This window comes from Paenibacillus sp. J22FR5 (genome assembly GCF_059691975.1).
The window spans coordinates 96,209-114,322 of record NZ_JCAUAN010000023.1; the positions used below are offsets into that span (position 1 = coordinate 96,209).

The following is an 18,114-nucleotide window of genomic DNA, read 5'->3' on the forward strand; positions in this document are numbered from 1 at the left end:
TAATAAACATGCGCTTCCTCTTGTATGAATGGTTCCCAACATGTTAATAAAGCCCCTATACTGTTCCTCGTATAAGGGCATAGAAGTTTCAACCATTCATTTAGACTAACTGTGGGACTCCAATTCAAAATGACAATCTTCGAAAACCAAATCAAGATATCTTCCACCGTCACCAGCCAATGTCATACTCAGGTTAAGAATCTCCACCTCTGGCTTTTGCCACTCTTTTTGCATATAATCACCCCCTCTCGTATTCACCAGGAGCCACTTTCTTAGCAAATGTACCCACAACAGTAAACTTTCTCATTTCATCTGCACCTGAGACATAGTAAGGGCCACACCGCAGCCAAGCATGCGCTATCATGCTCCCCGATTCATCCTTCGCAGTTCCGAGATATAGTGTACTATCGATCTTACGCCTCTCCAGCATTTTCATACCAGCTAGAGCTCTAACCAGACATTTACTGTCCCAGAATGTATATCGGCTCATGGTTTGAACGGCCCCCGCAATATTCGAAACAAGTCTTTTGTCGAGGTGATGAGGACTGATGGGCGTCTCCTCCATCTGAAGGTCGAGTAAGGCAATAACTTTAGCGAAATGCATCGATTTGAGAATACGGGCCCAGCCCAGATAAGTATAAGCTTCCATAAATAAAAGCATTGTTTTCATGTCTAAGGAACAAATTAACTTGAATGTTCGTACAAAACTCATGGGTAATTTTCTACTTTTCTCTAACATGAATTAACTCTTCCTTCAATAAATGCTCCAAAAAGCTGAGGACATGCTCTTCACATTGCTTTTTCTCTACACTGTATTCAGCTGTTAAGAGGGCAATTAATTGTGAAACTATGATTGGTGATTCGATAAGCTCCCAGATCCTGCCTCCGATTTCACCCAAATTATAATATTTACTATTGCTGACATTGAGCATAACCTTTTCGCCGCCCATATCACTAACGATATTGCCTTTACCCTGCTCAACCGTATCAACTATTGTAATTGATGCATGTTTAATCATCGTTACTCCCCCTTATTTAAGGTATCTAATACCAAAGACACTAGTTGATGTGCAGTAAAGCCATTAGTAGGGCGATTCAATTGATAAATCTCCACATGCTCGGCCATTTTTACCGATGTTTTAAAATGCCAATCCATTAGGCCTAACGGACCTAGAAACGATTGACGATAGGTATGGTTGAACAGTTTATATAAGCCTTCAAGTCTAGGTATACGCTGAATTTCTACTTGCCCACCTTCTGATTTAACAAGCTCGAATACCGCCGTCAGTGGGAGTGGCTCAGCCATAAAGTTCGCAGAAACCGGAATCGTATATTTCGTTTCCCGTTGGAAAATCGGACTGTATTGACTGGCTTCCATACCAAACTGTGTAAGGCTTTCCTGCCATAGCTTCTGTTGCGGATAAGCCGGCGTCACTAGAGGTGTTTGGGTAGGAGAGAACGAGATAGCGATCACATCATCACTCAGAAGTGAATACCCTTGGTTCATGAATGCGGAAGCGAGCGTTGATTTCCCTGCTCCTGAATTCCCAACAAAGGCGTAGGCTTTGCCATTTATCGCAATCGCGCTGCCATGTAGGGGAAGAATACGCCGCTGCATCAAGATGGCTCCCATACAGGTACCTAGGAGATAAAGGCGAATCTTGGATTCTTCCGCACCCTCAACCGGTGAGATCGTGATATTCTTCCCATCCTGAATAGCGAATATGGCTGTGTCCGCGATTCGAAACATAACCCTATCTTCCTTAATGACAACACTCTGATTAGGGGAAACAAGTTCCGCCCATAACTTGGATAAGTCGGCCACTTGAATCACAATATCTGCTTCTTGCTGCAGATCATGAACTTGGCGTAATTCGGGGAGATGGATATCACTCGTGATCCTTAGACCAAAAGCATGGAAAATCGCTTTCTCTTGCGTTTTTATCATTAAGTTCACTCCAAATACTTCTCAATATTGGTAAAAATAACCCTTATACTTAACTTCGTATAAGGGTTGGTAGTCAACGCATTTGAACTACATATAAGCTTGATTAGCTGTGGTGAAGATCACCAACCTCATCTTCGTCCTCGTAGACTGCATCCACTAATTTAAGACCAGGTCCAGCCATTGTCATGCTTAGATCAAGAGTCTCTAATTCTGGTTTCATCCATACTTTTTGCATATTATCACCTCCTTTATTAGAGTTTCTTGAGAAATCTATAAACAATAAGGCTTCTCATCAATATTCTAAAATCTGAATCAAACGCATAATTCGGTTGAGGATCATTCCGAATATTGGCGATGGCTGTCTGTATAACAGGAACATTCAACAACTCCGAGGCAAGAGGATCTTGGCTAAGCTGGTGGACTTCCTCAATAAATGCTGACCAGGAAGGTGTCATACGATGAACCACATCAGCACTTTGAATCCCTCTAACGCGCTGATTTAAACGAATATCATCGGGTAAATAATTGTGCATGGATCTTCGGACAAGTGAACGATCATACCCGTTTTGAACAAATTGTTCCATCGGGAGCGATAAGCAGAAACGAATGACTCTTAGATCATTGGTTGGGTCGCGTCCTTGTAACTTGTACCGAAGGGAGAGCTTTGATCCACTTGTATTACTCGTGCTCCACAAATTTAACTGTTGGAAATGTTTGACTCTACCTTCAAATACATTTCGAGGTACATGTGCCCCAGTTCTCAGTCCTTGTTCTTCCAGTTTATGAATGACATTTGTTTTTTGAGCAAACGCTGGATTGATCAACTGAGGAAGGGCTTCTTGATTCGTTTTACTGGATTTTGAAAATAATTGGTACAGCGATGGGAATGCTTTTTTAGCCGTCACTTTGAGAACCAAAGCTCTTCCTACACCCATATTATGACTATATTTGCTTACCTCATCGTACAGCTGAAGCCAGCTCAGTTTCTTCAAAAGCGTAGCATAGTAATCCACCGCTGGTCCCCAGGAAATCGTGAAATTCCCCCTTGCCCCATTTAGAAGAACGCCTATGTTTTGCTGACGAGCCCTTTCATATATCCCCTTAACCCAAACAGAATTCTCGAAAAATTTGTAAGGCATTTCCATGATGTCAAGCCACTCGTCCACTTCGGACAATGCACTTTGTCCAGGAAAGTCTAGATATTGATCCGAGATATTCCCTACATGATCGATCGTTGAGTGGATAAATGGTCGTTCATTAGCGACTCTTTGTTTCCGAGTCCAATCCGAGAAATTCTCTTCTGGAACTGCACTATAGGTATATAACTGCTTATTTTGCTTTCGCAAGGCTCTTGCCGCAAAGCTCACGACAGATCCTGAATCCAAACCTCCGCTTAAGTGAGATCCCACATTCCGGTGAGTTCGCAATCTCGCGGACACCGCACTTTGAAAAACGTCCCGAAAGGCTTCCTCATATTCCTCATTCGATTTCAGCTTCAGCTGCTTTCCCTCTGTTAACGTCGAGTATCGGGTCAGTGTTACTTTCCCATTTGCGACTGTTACACTATGGGAAGCTGGAATTTGGTCGATATTCTTGTAAACAGATGAAACAACATCAACGGTATCTATAACATTCGGAATGGCCAAATACTCAGCTAGCCAATTCTCATTCAGCTTTTTTTCGATATAGGGTAAAGAGAGCAATGGCTCTATGGTTGTGCAGAACGTAAAGCTTGCTTGATTCTGGTGGTAATACAGGGTTCGACTCCCCGTAAAATCTCTAGCCCCGAACAGCTGCTGTTTCTTGGCATCCCAGATCATAAAGGCATAATCGCCTAGTAAGTATTTCGGAACTTCTTCGCCCCACTTGCGGAAAGCTAGAAGGATGATTGCACTATCGGGAAACCCAGCTCGCAGGCCTCGCTCTATTTGTAATTGCTCGAACAATTCATCACGATTATCAAGAATCGCATCTGCCGTAATAGCTAGCTGTCTCTCAGGATCGTAGTAAGGAATTTGTTCGCCAACCGATTCCGGGGTGATCCACTGGGCGTGGCAGCCAAGGAAGACTTGCTCATTACTCCAGGTTTGGATATCATCAGCAGGAAACTTCTCTAGTGCCTTCATCAAGAGAGCACCATGGGCTAATGAAACGGGCCCTTCATTCATTTGAAAAATACCTGTTATAGCACTCATAGTTCCTCCGGCACTCGTTCTGTCGTCGTTCTTTGAAAGAAACAATTCTTATGTTCCGTTTGCGTTTATGTTCTTTATAGAGAACATTTTTAGAATATCACCTTCTTTTCTACCTGTCAACCCTTTCTCTTAACTTTCTATTTCATCCAGTTTAATATAACGCGCAGACTTTGTTTGCTGTTGTCATAATCAAAAATCTGATAGTAAACCCAATTCATATATTGGCGAATTGTCCTCTGCTGGAGGTTACGAATCGCGCTATAGTCCCACCAAAGCTGGGTCCTGTTAGGTAAGGTGAGCTCCTTGATCGTCCTTAAATGCGGAAATTGATGATACACAATCGCAAGTGTCCTGGTGATTCTTTTCAACGTTTTATGCGTATGCGCATCTTTAAACAAGGTATCATAGCGACATCGTTCTTGCAGAACATGAATTAATTGAATAATATCAATAAAATATTTTAAAGAACTTAGATTATGTCTCCAGCCGTGCAGACAAATCATATAAAACGTATGATAATCAGACAATTCCTTCATATATCGGTAGTCCCCCAAGGGCGTAGCTTGCTTCCAGAATTGTTCCATACATAAATTGGACGTGTTTTCTTTTAACAGATTCCAATGCAGCTCAATTGTCAAAGGGATGGCAGAATGCGGAATTGCCTTGCTGAAGCTCCAATGGAAATGGGAGGGAATATGCTCTTGCTCCCACGAGAATCCAAGTTCTTTTACACAAATTATGGCCTTCTCTAACTCATCTGGCTTTACTAAGAGATCAATATCGGACGTGGCTCTTGCACCTAAGTGTCCAAAATACTTCTCAGCAAATAGCGTTCCCTTCAGAGGAATGGTTTGAATGCCAGCTGCTTCAAGCGCTTCTAGCACGATTTTCATCTGACTGCGAATAAACATATTCTGATAGAGCGCCCCATTATATTTGCTCTCCACCTTTTCCCGGAAAAAATCAGGCATTTGCTCCAATTGCCCCGCTTGCTTCAATAGCCAATACATCTGTGGTGCGATATCAAAGAATTCAATATCTGCAAGTGCTCCTTCATAAAATTCCCGCTCTTGGGGTATCGGCATTCGCGGGTCATATAGCGCTTGTATCAATGAAATGATCACCGAGCTTCCCCCCTTTCTGAAATTCTTTCTTATTCAGGCTGCGATATCGTCCATTTTCTAGTAATAGCTGGTTATGGTGTCCGATTTGCACAATGTTCCCTTTATCCAAGACAATAATGAAATCCGCATGTTGAATCGTCGATAACCGGTGAGCAATAATCAGTGTCGTGCGTCCCACCATTACACGGTGTAAGGCTTCTTGCACGCCCTGCTCTGTTTCATTGTCGAGCGCGGAGGTAGCTTCATCTAGAAGGAGGATCGGTGCGTTTTTCAACACGGCACGTGCAATCGCAATTCGCTGCTTCTGCCCGCCGGACAGTGTAATCCCTCTCTCGCCAACTTCGGTATCATAGCCGTCTGGCAGCGATTCGACAAATGTATGTATATTCGCGATCGTCGCTGCCTGCAGCATTTCCCCTTCCGTAATACCTTCTCTAGCTAGTAAGAGATTTTCTCGAATCGTACGATCAAATAGAAATGTTTCTTGTGACACAAGTGCAAACAAACTCTTTATTTCAGACGGCGACAGTTCTTCAATAGAACGGCCATCAATATAAATTTTCCCTTTTTGTGGTTTATAAACAGCCTGCAGCAGACTAAATAATGTCGTTTTGCCCGCACCGCTTAAACCAACTATCGCGACGACCTTTCCGGCCGGGATCTTCAAATTCAATCGTTCAAAAATAGGGCTATGCCCATCGTAACTGAACGTGATGTCATGGAATTGAATCGACGTTAACAAACGTCTGGATGGCAAAGCTATGGGTAATTTGTTAGTTTCCACTGGCTGCTCTAAGATGTGGTGAATTCGTTCCATCGCTGCTGCAGATCTTTGAAATCCTGCCCACTGACCAGCGAGCTCCGTTAAGGGATACACCAAGTGGTTGACTAGATTTACAAAAGTTAGCAAGGCACCTACCGTTAAGACACCAAGGGAAACATAGTATGACCCCAGACTTAGGCTGAGTAAAAATGTTATTGTTGAAGCCGCTTGGCCGCCAACATAGAACCATCCACGCAACTTAGCATTTTGAAGTTCCAAGCTATAGAGCTCTTGATTACTGCGAGCATACTTGCCCAGCATTGATTTTCCCATAAGAAATGAATGAATGACCGACAGCCCCTGAAAAGTTTCATTGAGATGCGCACTCATTTGTCCGATGCGTCGATAGACTAACCTTCCGTTATTACGGAGTAATACACCGAAGATAACACCAAAGCCAATCGCTATCGGGGCAAATGCGACACATAGAAGGGCTAATTTCCAGCTTATGTGCAGCAAGTATACAAAAACAGCTGTGTAGATGAGTGGCAGTCGTATCAGGTTGATTAAGCTTCTCCCGATCACGCCATCTATGCTATGCATATCATTCGAGAAGCGCGACATCAGTTCACCTGAATGATGCTTTGCGATGACCTTTTGCGGTAAAAGTAAGATGTGTTTGTAGAAATCGTGCGAAAAGTCTCTCTTTACACCATGCGTTGCCATCGTTTCATACACGGTATTAAGATACGTTGCTGTTATACTCAGCATGAGTAAGAGCATACCAGACGGGATTAATAGCTTCATTCGTGTAAAATGTCTTTGAATCGCTGCATCCGTTAAGCTTCCAAAAAACCATGAATAGGCTAAGGTTAAGGCGATATCAACGAATAGCAAAATGAACAGTGCCGCGTAGACCTTCCAATATCTCAACATATAGGGAAACAATAAGGAAAACGTTTTCTTAATATCATGGAACGTTATATATTCCCTTACGATCGATAGATATTTGCCCATTATTCCCCTCATCTCAACGACACTCCATTAACATTCTACGTTTGGACACGTTCTCTATGATGCAAATAATAGTTTAACGCTAGCGATATCATAGGGAAGTTCAGCACAATAAAGCCCCATACATAGGCAATTGGATTCGTCACATGAATAATCCGCTGATTCCGCCTGATCCAGTCCATCCTTCCGATCAACTGATCCTGATGGATGGCTACATCATAAGTCAAATTCGTATCTCCCTTACACAGTAGGGTCATCTGTTCGTCCTTTATGACTTTACGGCATAAACGGTGAGCGATTAAGCTTCCATATGGTGTACGAAACAAGATGATATCGCCTTTCTTGATAATGGAAGCCTGAGCTGGTACGAACCTGCATATATCCCCCTTCCGAATAAAAGGGTACATACTCGTGCCTTGAGCAGGAAGCTCAATCCAACCTCTCTTCTCCATCACTTGCGTAATCAGCTGCACAAATTCCTTATGAAACTGCATGCTGAACCAGTCCCCGGTCGATCATATCGCGCAAGAACGCTTCAACATCAGCTTCAACCGTTTCATCCACGGATTGATACTCCTTCCGGACAGCTTCACTAATGGAGCTTACTGTTTGCGCTGTACCCAGCAACGACCAGCAAAATCCGCCCACACCGTTTAATTTCGTTAAGGTATATTCATCTGTGTTCAAAATAATCCACTCCATATCCAATTCAATGGACTCGTAATCATTCATCCGCAGGTACTGGGTCATGAAGAAATCAGCTCCCAAAATGTATTATTTTTTTGAAAATGCAGCTCGTTGATTGAGACGGAGTGAACCATTTGTTCTAACAATTGGAGGATGCGTACGGTCTCTTCCGAGCTATGTGACCAATAAAATACTTTATCCATTAAATGAAGGAATGCATTGGATTTACTAAGAGGAACAAGGTGATTATCGCTTGCCTGGTTCAATAAATATATACCTGCTAAAGGGCTCTTCTCCTTAGTACCCGTTCGGGATAATTCACTTCGAAAAGGAGAATCAAACACGGTGACTTTATCTCGCGTAATTTTGACAATCGTTGCTTCATCGGAGAGAAGCTCGCGAGGGTGAGATAGCTTAGCGGCGGTAGATTTACCAGCTCCAGAATAACCTGCGAATAAAAAAGCTTTACCCTGATCGATCGCACATGATGAGTGAATTAATAGTCCCCACTGGTGGTGCACCAGAAAGGAGCTATACAGATTCATCCATGCGTGCTTTAATGCCAATTCATTATTCACAGAGATGATGGCTTTACGATAATCCACATCTACCTCAATTCGATAATCAGCTCTGCGATAGCAAATTGTACTGGCGGATTTCGTTATCGTCACTTCGTAGTCAACAAAGGGAATCCCGTATCCGTCTTTAAGTTGAAGCTGAATATCGGGTGTTGCCTGCGTTACAGGTGTGAGTGGGAAGTTCTTTCCCATCCAATTCAATATCATGTCTGATTCACATTGGACTTGCATATCATGCTCGCCAATTCTTGTATAAATGAGTTCCATGCTGCATCCCCTCGGGACTTAATTAATTTCTGAGGTCAATAGCCATGACCATTGACCTCATTTACACAACTTCCTAGTGATGACCGCCGCCGTTGCCGTTATGTGGTCCGCTGTAAGGCGGGTTCGGATAATGAATTCCGCCATTCCCGTTTCCTGGGTGATTCAAGTTACCATGCCCTTTATTCCAGCTTTGTGCCGTTTCAAATCGAACCGGTTGCTGACTTAAGACCTTGGGGCGAGTATATTGCTTTCGTTTCATTGCTGTTTCATTTTCCATCGTGTCTCTCTCCTATCGTTTCCAAGTCTGGATTAGTCTTTTGACTTCACCAAATGGTGTGTCAACAATCTCGTACATGCGAAGGCTTACCGTATTTTCGTAGCGATCCAGATCAAAATTAAGTGTCTGTGAACCACTAACGAGCTTGTTCTCTCCTGTAAATGAGAGCACCTTCGACGCCATAATTCTGTTTGTAGAGTCAACCAGTTCAAGCCTCATTTTGGAAAAGCTTTGATCAACGACAACTTCATCCTGAAGCTTGATGTCAAAATCTACATTTAATTTGTAGGCGTATGAATTTCCTTTTCCCATATTGTAGCTGGAGTCGACAGACCAATTATTTAATGTAACGTTAAAAGGATAGAAGGCCTTATCTGCCGAATCCATAACCTTCGTCTTGAAAGCCGCGACAGCAAAGTTGTAGGACTCCACTCTTGTACCATCTAGGATCTCCATGGCCAATTGCGCCCCTGTTTCAGAGTTCGGTACAATATAGGAGTAATAGATGACGTAGCTAATATTCGGAATTAATGTCTCAACCTTCGTTTCTTGTCTAGTGCCACCATATTTATTTCCGGTAGCGCTTGTCAGCACCGTTTGGAATTGAGGAACCTGTATAGGGCCTGCACTCTTATTTAGCATTTTGAATTTGGCAACAACGGCTTTAAAGCCTCCGCCTGTGCTCTCATTCATCTGCAGATCTACCATGGATACCTCAACCTCTGGCTGAATCAATTGACTCAATGGATCGAACCGTATGGGCTTATTCCATTCATAAGATACGAGTTGATTCATAAATTTTTGTGTATTCGCAGCTCCCGATAAATTGATCGTCAGTCTGCCAATTAAATACGAGCTATGCGATTTGTCATCCGCAACAAAGTCCTCGGGTGTCAGTACAAGTAAGCTTTTCAAATCAGCCCTATTCTTAGCTGGAATCGCATAGTAGAGATAAGTCTTTTCACCTGGATCAAGTGTAATCGTTTCCTGCTCCAATCGTTTGCCGATGAATACTTTGTTTTGTGACTTCCCGTTAACTCGAAAATCAGGTATTGCGGTTGTTTTGTCCCCTACATTCGTTGCCAACAAGCCGACAACTGTCATGAGACCCTCTGGTGTATTCTGTTCATCCAGACTCACCGGTTGATATTCAATGATGTCGGATAACACAGGGATTGTGAAAGTATCCTCCCACTTCTTGATCAGAGCTGGGTCAGAAAGGTTCGCCTTCTCTCCTTTCCACTCTAGATCTGAAATCGGTACGGTGATGATTCTTTTTTCTTGTTTCGGATAAACGAATTCATCCACATCTAACCAAGAGAGCTCGTTCAATGAAAAGACGTCATATCGATCTATGACATTCATATAACTCAGCTCAATGGTCTCCTTGGGTTGAATATTCCTAGGATTAGCCTGGCTCGGACGCATAATATATTCCAATCCCTCTTGCGTCCTCACACGAACTTCATACTCAGGAACACCCGTTAAGCGGTCCCCATCATTATAGAGGCGAACAACAGCGCCAATTCTAGTGCCCTCGGAGGTTGGCTCGTTCAAAATACTTTTTACCTCAACTTTAAGTACATCGGTAAGTTGATAGCTCGTTTCCGTCGAAGCCTGTGAGTATTTCGCATCCGCAGCGACATGGAAGGTCGCAGATGGAATTACTAAGGAGGCCGCAAGGATGAACATAATCGTCGTTTTTTTCCAGTTTATTTTCAAGTCGAGTCACTCCATTTTTAATTATTGCTCTTCCACGGCCGTCATTTGAACTTTCGCTTTATCGATTAATGAGCTAGGGTTGGTTTTGACAACGAGTTCTCCTTCTTTCAGACCTGAGAGCACCTCTTGATTCGGTTCGTTAAGTCTACCCAATTGAATACTCCGCTTCTCAACAGTATCGCTCGTGAGTACAAAGACAAAGGCATTCTCTCCCTCTTTCACAATGCTATAGGTTGGCACGGTTACGACAATTTGGTCTTTGTCTTCCGACATTTGCAGCCTCAACTTCATGCCTGGCAGCAAGCTATGATCTTTATTCGGTACTTCTAGATTAACTTCATAGGACTTCGTTGCGGGATCAATAACTTTAGCTAAGTAACTGATTGGGCCCTTAAACTTCGTTTTGTTGCCTGGTAAGTAATATGACATCTCTGTCTTATCGCCGACTAGTTTCGTTTCATCCTCGGATAGCTGTGCTTTAATTTTAATAGGATCCAGTCTTTGAATAATCCCGATTTGGGAGCCAGACTGGATGACCATACCTGTTTCTAAAGGCATCTCCGTCAGTAAGCCGCTAACCGTGGCTTTCACTTCAAGGTTTTGCATCGATTGGTCAACCTGCTGCAACGCTACTTGGGCAGCTTTGAGCTGTGTCTCTAATTCGGAGGCGGCATCAATAGGTTCTAAGGTATTGAGCTTTTGTTTGAGCTGATCCAGATCCATACGGGAAGTCATCATCTGAGTTTCCATTTGGTATAACTGAGCTTTGGTAGCTAGTCCAATATCATAATCATTTTTCATTTTGTTATAGCTGCGTAGGAGTGTCGTCATACTTAACTCCATTTTCTGAACGGCATTGCTCATTTCTAGCTTCTGACTTTCCGTTTCCTTTTTCGCCTTTACCTTCGCTTTTACAATCGCATCCTGAACAGATTTGACGGCTGCAGCAGCTGCTTCTCGTTGAGTAAGAACATCCGTAGACTTTAACTTAACAATCACATCGCCTTCTTGAACCATGTCTCCACGTTTCTTCAGGATCTGTTCAATATCACCAGAAGCCTTGGCAAGCACATTAAATTGAGCGGAGGATTGCACTTCTGCTGCCCGTTCGAGCGGGTCTCCGATTTTTTGTTTAATAACCTTGAATACTTTCACACTTTGGAGGGCTTGATCCTTATAAACAGACTTCGCGTCCGTATTCACAACTGCTGAATCTGAGCAGCCCGCCAAAATTCCAACGCTTAGCGTCAAGATGCAGACGATTCTTACGGTTCGCCGATGCGGCTTTCGTCTTTTTTGTCTCATTAGCTATAAACTCGCTCCCCTTACTTTAATTTTCCAAAAGAAATCAGAGATACGCATTCGCGTGATGGTTCTTAACTTCGTTCAGAACCACACCAATCAATTTCACATTCGCGAGCATAAGCTCCTCTTTCACTTTCTTAGCTACCTCACGTTTCACTTTTCCATATTCAACAATGAGGAGGATCCCGTCACATTTGGTCGCCATGATCTTGGCATCAGTAATAGTTAGCAGGGATGGCGTATCGACAATGACCATGTCGAAGCTTGCTCTTAGCGTGGCTAAGAGCGTATCCATTTGCTTAGAAGCTAGCAATCCCGATGGATTCTGTGAGCTTGGTCCGGAGGTCATCATAGATAGATTCTCTACGATTGTCTCTCGAATAATCTCGTTAACGGAGGAATGTCCTTCCAGATAGTTCGTTAGCCCTCGTCTATTCTCTTCACCAAATGCAAGATGAATGGATGGATTTCTAAGATCCGCATCGAGTAACAACACTTTCTTTCCGATTTGGGCATAGGCGATGGCCAACTGAACGGCTGTCGTTGTTTTCCCCTCACCTCGACTCGATGAAGTGATAGTAATCGTCTTCGCCTCGCGTCCGAAAACTGAGCATTCAATATTAAATCTTAATGATCGATAGGCTTCTAATGTCGAGGAATTTGCGCTAATTTGCATCATAACGGCCGAACTAGCATTAGTAGATGGTTTTGGCATATGAGATTTCCTCTGCTTTTTTTCTAAATTTGTTTTTCCGTTTTGTCCGCATCATTCTGTTCTTCACTTTAGGTATGTACGCCAAGGTCGAAAGTTCAAAAACCTCTCGAATATCCTCTTCTGTTTTCAAGGTGTCATCCATCGCATCCCACAGGAGAATGATACCAATCGTAGCAGCAAGTGACCCAACAAAACTCAGAATAATGTATTGATTGGATTTCTGATTTACCGGTGTAGGATTGTCCTGAATTTTGGCTCGATTGAGAATCGTTATGTTATCAACCTTCATAATATTAGGAATTTCTGATTGGAAAACATCCGATACTGCATTCGCAATTCGCACTGCTCTTTCGTGTGAAAAATGTCTAACGACGATTGACATGACTTGTGTTTCATTGAGGTTGGTAACATTCACGATTGAAATTAATTGGTCTGTGGAAACGTGTAAATCGGGGTATCGTTGAACGACTTTATCCATAATCGCTGGGGTTCTAATGATTTCCTTATAGGTATTAATGAGAGACATGTTCACACCGATTGCGCCATAATCAATTTGTTCCTTACCTAGCTGATCCTGTTCTGAGGTTTTATTGACGATCAATTTGGTAGAAGCTTGATAAATCGGAACGTAGTTAGATGTCGAATACATCGCTGTTAGGATCGTACAAACACTTACAACAAGTAAGATAAGCCACCAGCGTTTTAGTACAATCGACACATATTCTTTCAGATTAATCTCCATGATTCCCCTCCATGAGAAGTCTATTTTTAAATCGTAATGATACTATTTGTATCTTATTTGTTACTCTTACTTTAAGATACTTTTCGTATCATGTCAACACATTATTCTGTGTTTTTGGTTCCAAATTGTATCAGTTGAAAGAGGTTAATAGAAACGAAAAAGCAGCCCTTTTCCCCATAGAGGACAGGCTGCTTTTGCTATGTATATCCCACTCCTTATCTCATTCCCATCGAAGCAACACGCACCGGCTCACTCGCTCCTAGCCCAGAAACCAACAGTGCTTGCTGCAATAGCAGCGCTAGCAGCTTGCGCATGGAGCCAATGCCAATTTTACTCATAATGTTGGCAAGGTGTATTTTCACTGTTTTCTCACTGATACAGCAATTTTCGGCAATTTCCTTATTGGTGTACCCATAGGTAGCGAGTAAAGAAAGAATTTCGGTTTCACGTTGTGTTAGCCCGTAACTGGAATAAAACTGTAGTAAAACATCTGGATTATCTGAGATCATTGGCTTCATATGACAACTTCCTTTATATGAATATGTCTTTCTCGACTGAGATCAAGAAAGGAATTTTCAATTTTAACTAGTGGATGCGTATCATCGGTTGGATTAATATAGACGACCTCACCCCAACGTCCATCGGTAAGAAGTACTTGTCGGCCTACTAAGTTGTAGATCATATTTTGTAAAAAGATAGACACAATATGTGGATCTAATTCTCCGAAGAATCCTTTCCTTAAGCGGCTGACTACCTCGTGAAAAGGCATCATCTCATGGTAAGGTCGCTTGGAAGACATCGCATGGAAAACATCCGCAACGGCAACAATTCGACTCATTTTGTCCAATTGACTATCCTGCAGTTGCAGGGGATAGCCGGTTCCGTCTGCTCGTTCATGATGCTGAAGGGCAACAAGAGCGACACGATAGTTAATACCCACTGTTTCACGCAGCATATTATAGCCAAGAATTGTGTGCTTTTTTATTTCTTCGTACTCTGCCGTCGTTAATTTCCCAGGCTTCATCAGAATCTCTTGGGAAATCTTGATTTTACCCACATCATGCATCGTAGCTGCTAAGGATAATAGGGCTACTTCCGTTTCTGCCAATTCCATCCATTTGCCAATAAGTGTAGAAAGAATGCCCACTCCTATATTGTGTTGATGGGTGTATTCATCTTTGGCTTTGACAGCTTGAAACAACTGAAATAAATCAGGGTTTTCGGCTGCCTGCTGGACGATTGGGATTAATTCATTCTTGATCTCAAGCAGCGGTATTTTCTTTTGCGTTTGAATACGCTCGAATAAGTCTTTGGCATATTGTGTAGCTTTTTGAACAAGACGATTAGCGTCTTGAGCGGGTGACGATTCAAGCTGGCGATCTGGCATGGTCGTTGTTACGATATCCATCGTATCAATGCGATGCTGCTTAAATAATTCCAAATGCTCTTGATTGAGAACGGTATGAATGGGGACTAAGACTAGCCCATAGCTTGTTGTCACATCATATCTTAATCTTTTACCCAATAGGTCTCTCAAGAAATCCCGCTCCATTAATTTCAAAATAGTACCATTTTCAATTATATACGACAAATTACTTCATATATATGGGAGATTTATCCTATATTTCGGCACAATTTATAGGTTAATTTTCCCAGTAATCCTTATTATACCACTAACTATAGGTCCTGGGATCCTTTTACTTTTGATATTTATAAACCGTGACATCCGTCTATCCCTCCGCATATAGTAAGTATCGACTATCCGCTTTTACCTAAGGAGGACTTCACGAATGGCTTCGAATAAAAAACAAGAGTTGCGCGATGTAGAGCTTGAAAATGAAATAACACAAAGCGCGGCACCGGACTCGGACTACCCAACTGCTTATTATCCGCAAAATACGCCATACCCTTACGGCTATCCAGTACCGCAATATTATGGTTGGGTACCTGCCTTTGATCCACGCGGTTTAGGTGGCTTCGGCATGCCTGGCATGCCAGGCTTCCCCGGAACTGGCGGCATGATGCCTGGCTTCCCAGGACAGCAAGGCGGCTTCGGAGGACCAGGATTTCCAGGTGGACCGGGCGGCTTCCCGGGTGGACCAGGTTTCCCTGGCGGGCCAGGCGGCTTCCCGGGTGGACCAGGTTTCCCTGGCGAGCCGGGCGGCTTCCCAGGCGGGCCGGGTGGGTTTCCGGGCGGGCCAGGACCAGGGCCGGGCGGACAGCAACCGCCAACTTCTGCGCCACCCGCTCACATACCGCAAAAGCCGCTTAAAGCGCCGGGTGTTTACGCCGTAGATCCAGGCGGCATCTCCCGCTGCTTATTCAGATTCACATATATATGGCAAAGCAACGGGCAACAATTCTGGTATTATCCAGTGTTCGTGGGTCGCACCTCGATTGCCGGATTCCGTTGGACGGGATTCTCATGGATGTTCTTCGGTATTGATTTGCGCTTTATTGACTCGTTTACTTGTTAATTGCTCCTATCAAAAAGCTTCCAACACCACGTCATCGCGGGGTTGGAAGCTTTTTTCCAATCTTTCAACTCTCTTGCCAAGCAAACCGATACCCGATTCCTGGCTCTGTCAAAATATATTGAGGTCTCGTCGGATCGATCTCTATTTTCTTCCTCAAATGCCCAACATACACCCGCAGGTATTGGCTGTCAGATTCATACTGCTGACCTCCCCAAACCTGCTTGAGCAGCTGTTTATGTGTCATGACACGACCCGCATTGACGCTAAGCACTTTCAACAAGTCATACTCGGTCGGTGTTAACTTGAGCTTCTCACCATAAAGTTCAACGCTGCGCTTCGCCAAATCAATGACAAGTTGGCCGAGCTTGATCACGGGTTCGTCCGGTGCTTTGGCAATATGCCGGAGCGCTACGCGCATCCGAGCCATGAATTCGCCCATGCCGAACGGCTTCGTCACGTAATCGTCTGCGCCGCGGTCTAGGGCGGCCACTTTATCCTGCTCCTGATCCTGCGCGGTCAAAATAATGATGGGAACCTGCGACCACTCCCGAATCCCATCGAGCACCTCCATGCCGGTCATATCAGGCAGTCCCAAATCCAGCACAATGAGATCTGGCCGGACCATCGCGGCCTGCAGCAGGCCTTCCTGGCCAGTTGCGGCCTCCGCTGTCTCAAAGCCATGTGCGGTTAAGGTGACCCGCAGTAATTTTCGTATTTGTGCCTCGTCATCAATAACTAAAATTTTCGCCCCTATGGTTGTCATGGTTCTCTCCGTCCCTCTCAGCGAATGGTAAAGGCAAGCTTATTTGAATAGCGGTCCCCCGATTGCCGTCTCTTCTCGCATTCGCGGAAATCGAGCCGCCGTGCGCTTCCACGATGCTCTTGCAAATGGCAAGTCCAAGCCCTGTGCCAGGGATATGCTTCGTACGATCTCCTCGATAGAATTTCTCGAATATTCGTTCCCTATCGGCTGGTATAATGCCTGCTCCTTCATCTTCTATTGTCAGATTCAGCATCTCGCGTTCCGCCTCCGCATAGATAAGGATTGTGCTTCCTTCGGGCGAATACTTGATGGCATTGCTGATCACATTAATCAGCACTTGTTCAATAAGAACCTCATCCAACGGAACGGATGGAAGCTCTGGATCCAGATCTATGCTTACTACTCTATTCTGCAGAGAATCCTTCAGCTGTGTTAAGGCAACACCAACAGCGTCCTCGATGCCACACCACTGCTTATTTAAACGCAACATGCCACTCTCGATGCGAACCATGCCCAGTAAATTCCCAACGAGTCTATTCATGCGAGTTGCTCCCTCACGAGTGGTTAGCAATAGCTCTCGCCGATCTGCCGGACTAAAGACATCCTCTCCTTCGAGCAGTCCAGTGACAGATCCAATAATCGTTGCCAGAGGTGTACGCAATTCGTGAGAAAGGGAGTCTAACAGTGCGGTCCGAAGCTTCTCCGACTCGGCTGTCAATTGCGCCACTTTGGCCTCATTCGCAAGCTTAACCCGGGATATAGCAACGGCTGCAAGATCAGATAGCGCTTCAATGATCCGAATAAGCTCTGACATTTCCGTTATGCTTCGATCACCCACATACACAGTAAGCACGCCATGCACTTGATGATCCGTATCTAATGGGACATGCAGATCTGCTGATTCCCGCAGTGTCTGCGTTCCACGCCCAGCAATTGTATTGTTCGTGTACACCCAGGCAGCGATAGACAGATGTGATTCTTCGTTCGCCCAATCCCTACTATCCTTCGAATAGGCTTCAAGCTGCTGTTCCCCCATCGAATTCAGTAAGAAGATGGCAACCTTCGCATCTAGTGTATCGGAAATGTGCCCAACAATCTGTATGAGCAAAACATCTAAATCTGATATCGCTGTAATCTTGCGACTTAACGCGTACAGAGCGGCGGTATTGGCTTCTTTCTGCTGTGCTTGCTGAAATTGAGTTCTAAGTTTGGAAGCAAGACTTGCGGTAAGCCCAGCCACACATAAGAACACCACAAAAGTCAGGATATAACGCAAATCAGCAACCGTTAGACTGAGGGTAGGTGGAACAAAGAAGAAATCAAAAGCCAGTACACCTAATCCCGCAGCAAAAAAAGAGGGTCCCCTCCCCCATCGAACAGCACTAAATAGAACAGGAAATAAGTACAGAAGCGAGATATTGACTAGATCAAAGAAGTGATCCAAGCTTTTTAAACATATCGTCAACAAGACGATAAAGAGCGTGGTCACACCATACGATTTCCAGTTTACAAATTCATTTTTTGGAGTTTCCATAAG

At 43.9% G+C, this 18,114-nt stretch carries 21 protein-coding genes; 1 reads left to right on the forward strand and 20 read right to left on the reverse strand.

Annotated features, from left to right (window positions below; all coding sequences use genetic code 11):
* Nucleotides 1-105: 105 nt before the first annotated feature.
* The 18 genes from AC58P7_RS24220 to AC58P7_RS24305 all read right to left on the reverse strand — a co-directional run bounded on the left by AC58P7_RS24220 (nt 106) and on the right by AC58P7_RS24305 (nt 14,874).
* A complete protein-coding gene (locus AC58P7_RS24220) occupies nt 106-234 on the reverse strand; it encodes a paeninodin family lasso peptide (protein ID WP_497347476.1) in 129 nt (42 codons plus the stop codon).
* 4 nt (nt 235-238) lie between these two features.
* Entirely contained in the window at nt 239-712 is a 474-nt protein-coding gene (locus AC58P7_RS24225; RefSeq protein ID WP_497347478.1) for a lasso peptide biosynthesis B2 protein, read from the reverse strand.
* A gap of 10 nt (nt 713-722) precedes the next feature.
* Nucleotides 723-1,019 carry a lasso peptide biosynthesis PqqD family chaperone gene (locus AC58P7_RS24230; protein WP_497347480.1) on the reverse strand — a complete coding sequence of 99 codons (297 nt, stop codon included), beginning with the start codon at nt 1,017-1,019 and terminating at the stop codon, nt 723-725.
* Between the two features lie 2 nt (nt 1,020-1,021).
* A complete protein-coding gene (locus AC58P7_RS24235; RefSeq protein ID WP_497347482.1) occupies nt 1,022-1,948 on the reverse strand; it encodes an aldolase in 927 nt (308 codons plus the stop codon).
* Between the two features lie 103 nt (nt 1,949-2,051).
* Nucleotides 2,052-2,183 carry a paeninodin family lasso peptide gene (locus AC58P7_RS24240; protein ID WP_497347483.1) on the reverse strand — a complete coding sequence of 44 codons (132 nt, stop codon included), beginning with the start codon at nt 2,181-2,183 and terminating at the stop codon, nt 2,052-2,054.
* A gap of 16 nt (nt 2,184-2,199) precedes the next feature.
* Nucleotides 2,200-4,143 (reverse strand): asparagine synthase-related protein, encoded by a 1,944-nt coding sequence (locus AC58P7_RS24245; protein ID WP_497347485.1) that lies wholly within the window; start codon nt 4,141-4,143, stop codon nt 2,200-2,202.
* A 137-nt stretch (nt 4,144-4,280) separates the two neighbouring features.
* On the reverse strand, nt 4,281-5,267 hold the full coding sequence (locus AC58P7_RS24250; protein WP_497347487.1) for a nucleotidyltransferase family protein: 987 nt from the start codon (nt 5,265-5,267) through the stop codon (nt 4,281-4,283).
* A complete protein-coding gene (locus AC58P7_RS24255) occupies nt 5,236-7,047 on the reverse strand; it encodes an ABC transporter ATP-binding protein (RefSeq protein ID WP_497347489.1) in 1,812 nt (603 codons plus the stop codon). Before AC58P7_RS24255 ends, AC58P7_RS24250 begins: the two co-directional genes overlap by 32 nt.
* A gap of 35 nt (nt 7,048-7,082) precedes the next feature.
* A complete protein-coding gene (locus AC58P7_RS24260; RefSeq protein WP_497347491.1) occupies nt 7,083-7,538 on the reverse strand; it encodes a signal peptidase I in 456 nt (151 codons plus the stop codon).
* The gene (locus AC58P7_RS24265) at nt 7,525-7,794 is read right to left on the reverse strand and encodes a PqqD family protein (RefSeq protein WP_497347493.1); all 270 of its coding nucleotides are present in this window, start codon (nt 7,792-7,794) and stop codon (nt 7,525-7,527) included. The genes AC58P7_RS24260 and AC58P7_RS24265 overlap by 14 nt, the downstream gene beginning before the upstream one ends.
* Entirely contained in the window at nt 7,791-8,576 is a 786-nt protein-coding gene (locus AC58P7_RS24270; RefSeq protein ID WP_497347495.1) for a hypothetical protein, read from the reverse strand. Before AC58P7_RS24270 ends, AC58P7_RS24265 begins: the two co-directional genes overlap by 4 nt.
* A gap of 73 nt (nt 8,577-8,649) precedes the next feature.
* Nucleotides 8,650-8,853, reverse strand: coding sequence for a hypothetical protein (locus AC58P7_RS24275; RefSeq protein ID WP_497347497.1), 204 nt, complete (start codon nt 8,851-8,853; stop codon nt 8,650-8,652).
* Between the two features lie 12 nt (nt 8,854-8,865).
* Complete coding sequence (locus AC58P7_RS24280; RefSeq protein WP_497347499.1) at nt 8,866-10,575, reverse strand: hypothetical protein; 1,710 nt, start codon at nt 10,573-10,575, stop codon at nt 8,866-8,868.
* 21 nt (nt 10,576-10,596) lie between these two features.
* Entirely contained in the window at nt 10,597-11,880 is a 1,284-nt protein-coding gene (locus AC58P7_RS24285) for an efflux RND transporter periplasmic adaptor subunit (RefSeq protein ID WP_497347501.1), read from the reverse strand.
* Between the two features lie 43 nt (nt 11,881-11,923).
* The gene (locus AC58P7_RS24290) at nt 11,924-12,595 is read right to left on the reverse strand and encodes a CpsD/CapB family tyrosine-protein kinase (RefSeq protein ID WP_497347503.1); all 672 of its coding nucleotides are present in this window, start codon (nt 12,593-12,595) and stop codon (nt 11,924-11,926) included.
* The gene (locus tag AC58P7_RS24295) at nt 12,576-13,337 is read right to left on the reverse strand and encodes a YveK family protein (RefSeq protein ID WP_497347505.1); all 762 of its coding nucleotides are present in this window, start codon (nt 13,335-13,337) and stop codon (nt 12,576-12,578) included. Before AC58P7_RS24295 ends, AC58P7_RS24290 begins: the two co-directional genes overlap by 20 nt.
* 215 nt (nt 13,338-13,552) lie before the next feature.
* Entirely contained in the window at nt 13,553-13,855 is a 303-nt protein-coding gene (locus AC58P7_RS24300; RefSeq protein WP_497347507.1) for a helix-turn-helix domain-containing protein, read from the reverse strand.
* Nucleotides 13,852-14,874, reverse strand: a complete 1,023-nt coding sequence (locus AC58P7_RS24305; RefSeq protein WP_497347509.1) for an HD-GYP domain-containing protein — start codon at nt 14,872-14,874, stop codon at nt 13,852-13,854. The genes AC58P7_RS24300 and AC58P7_RS24305 overlap by 4 nt, the downstream gene beginning before the upstream one ends.
* Before the next feature lie 253 nt (nt 14,875-15,127).
* Between AC58P7_RS24305 and AC58P7_RS24310 the strand changes: the two genes are divergently transcribed.
* The gene (locus AC58P7_RS24310) at nt 15,128-15,814 is read left to right on the forward strand and encodes a hypothetical protein (RefSeq protein ID WP_497347511.1); all 687 of its coding nucleotides are present in this window, start codon (nt 15,128-15,130) and stop codon (nt 15,812-15,814) included.
* A gap of 64 nt (nt 15,815-15,878) precedes the next feature.
* Here AC58P7_RS24310 and AC58P7_RS24315 read toward each other — a convergent pair whose 3' ends face one another.
* Entirely contained in the window at nt 15,879-16,577 is a 699-nt protein-coding gene (locus AC58P7_RS24315) for a response regulator (RefSeq protein WP_497347513.1), read from the reverse strand.
* Nucleotides 16,543-18,111 (reverse strand): DUF4118 domain-containing protein, encoded by a 1,569-nt coding sequence (locus AC58P7_RS24320; protein WP_497347514.1) that lies wholly within the window; start codon nt 18,109-18,111, stop codon nt 16,543-16,545. The genes AC58P7_RS24315 and AC58P7_RS24320 overlap by 35 nt, the downstream gene beginning before the upstream one ends.
* Nucleotides 18,112-18,114: the final 3 nt, after the last annotated feature.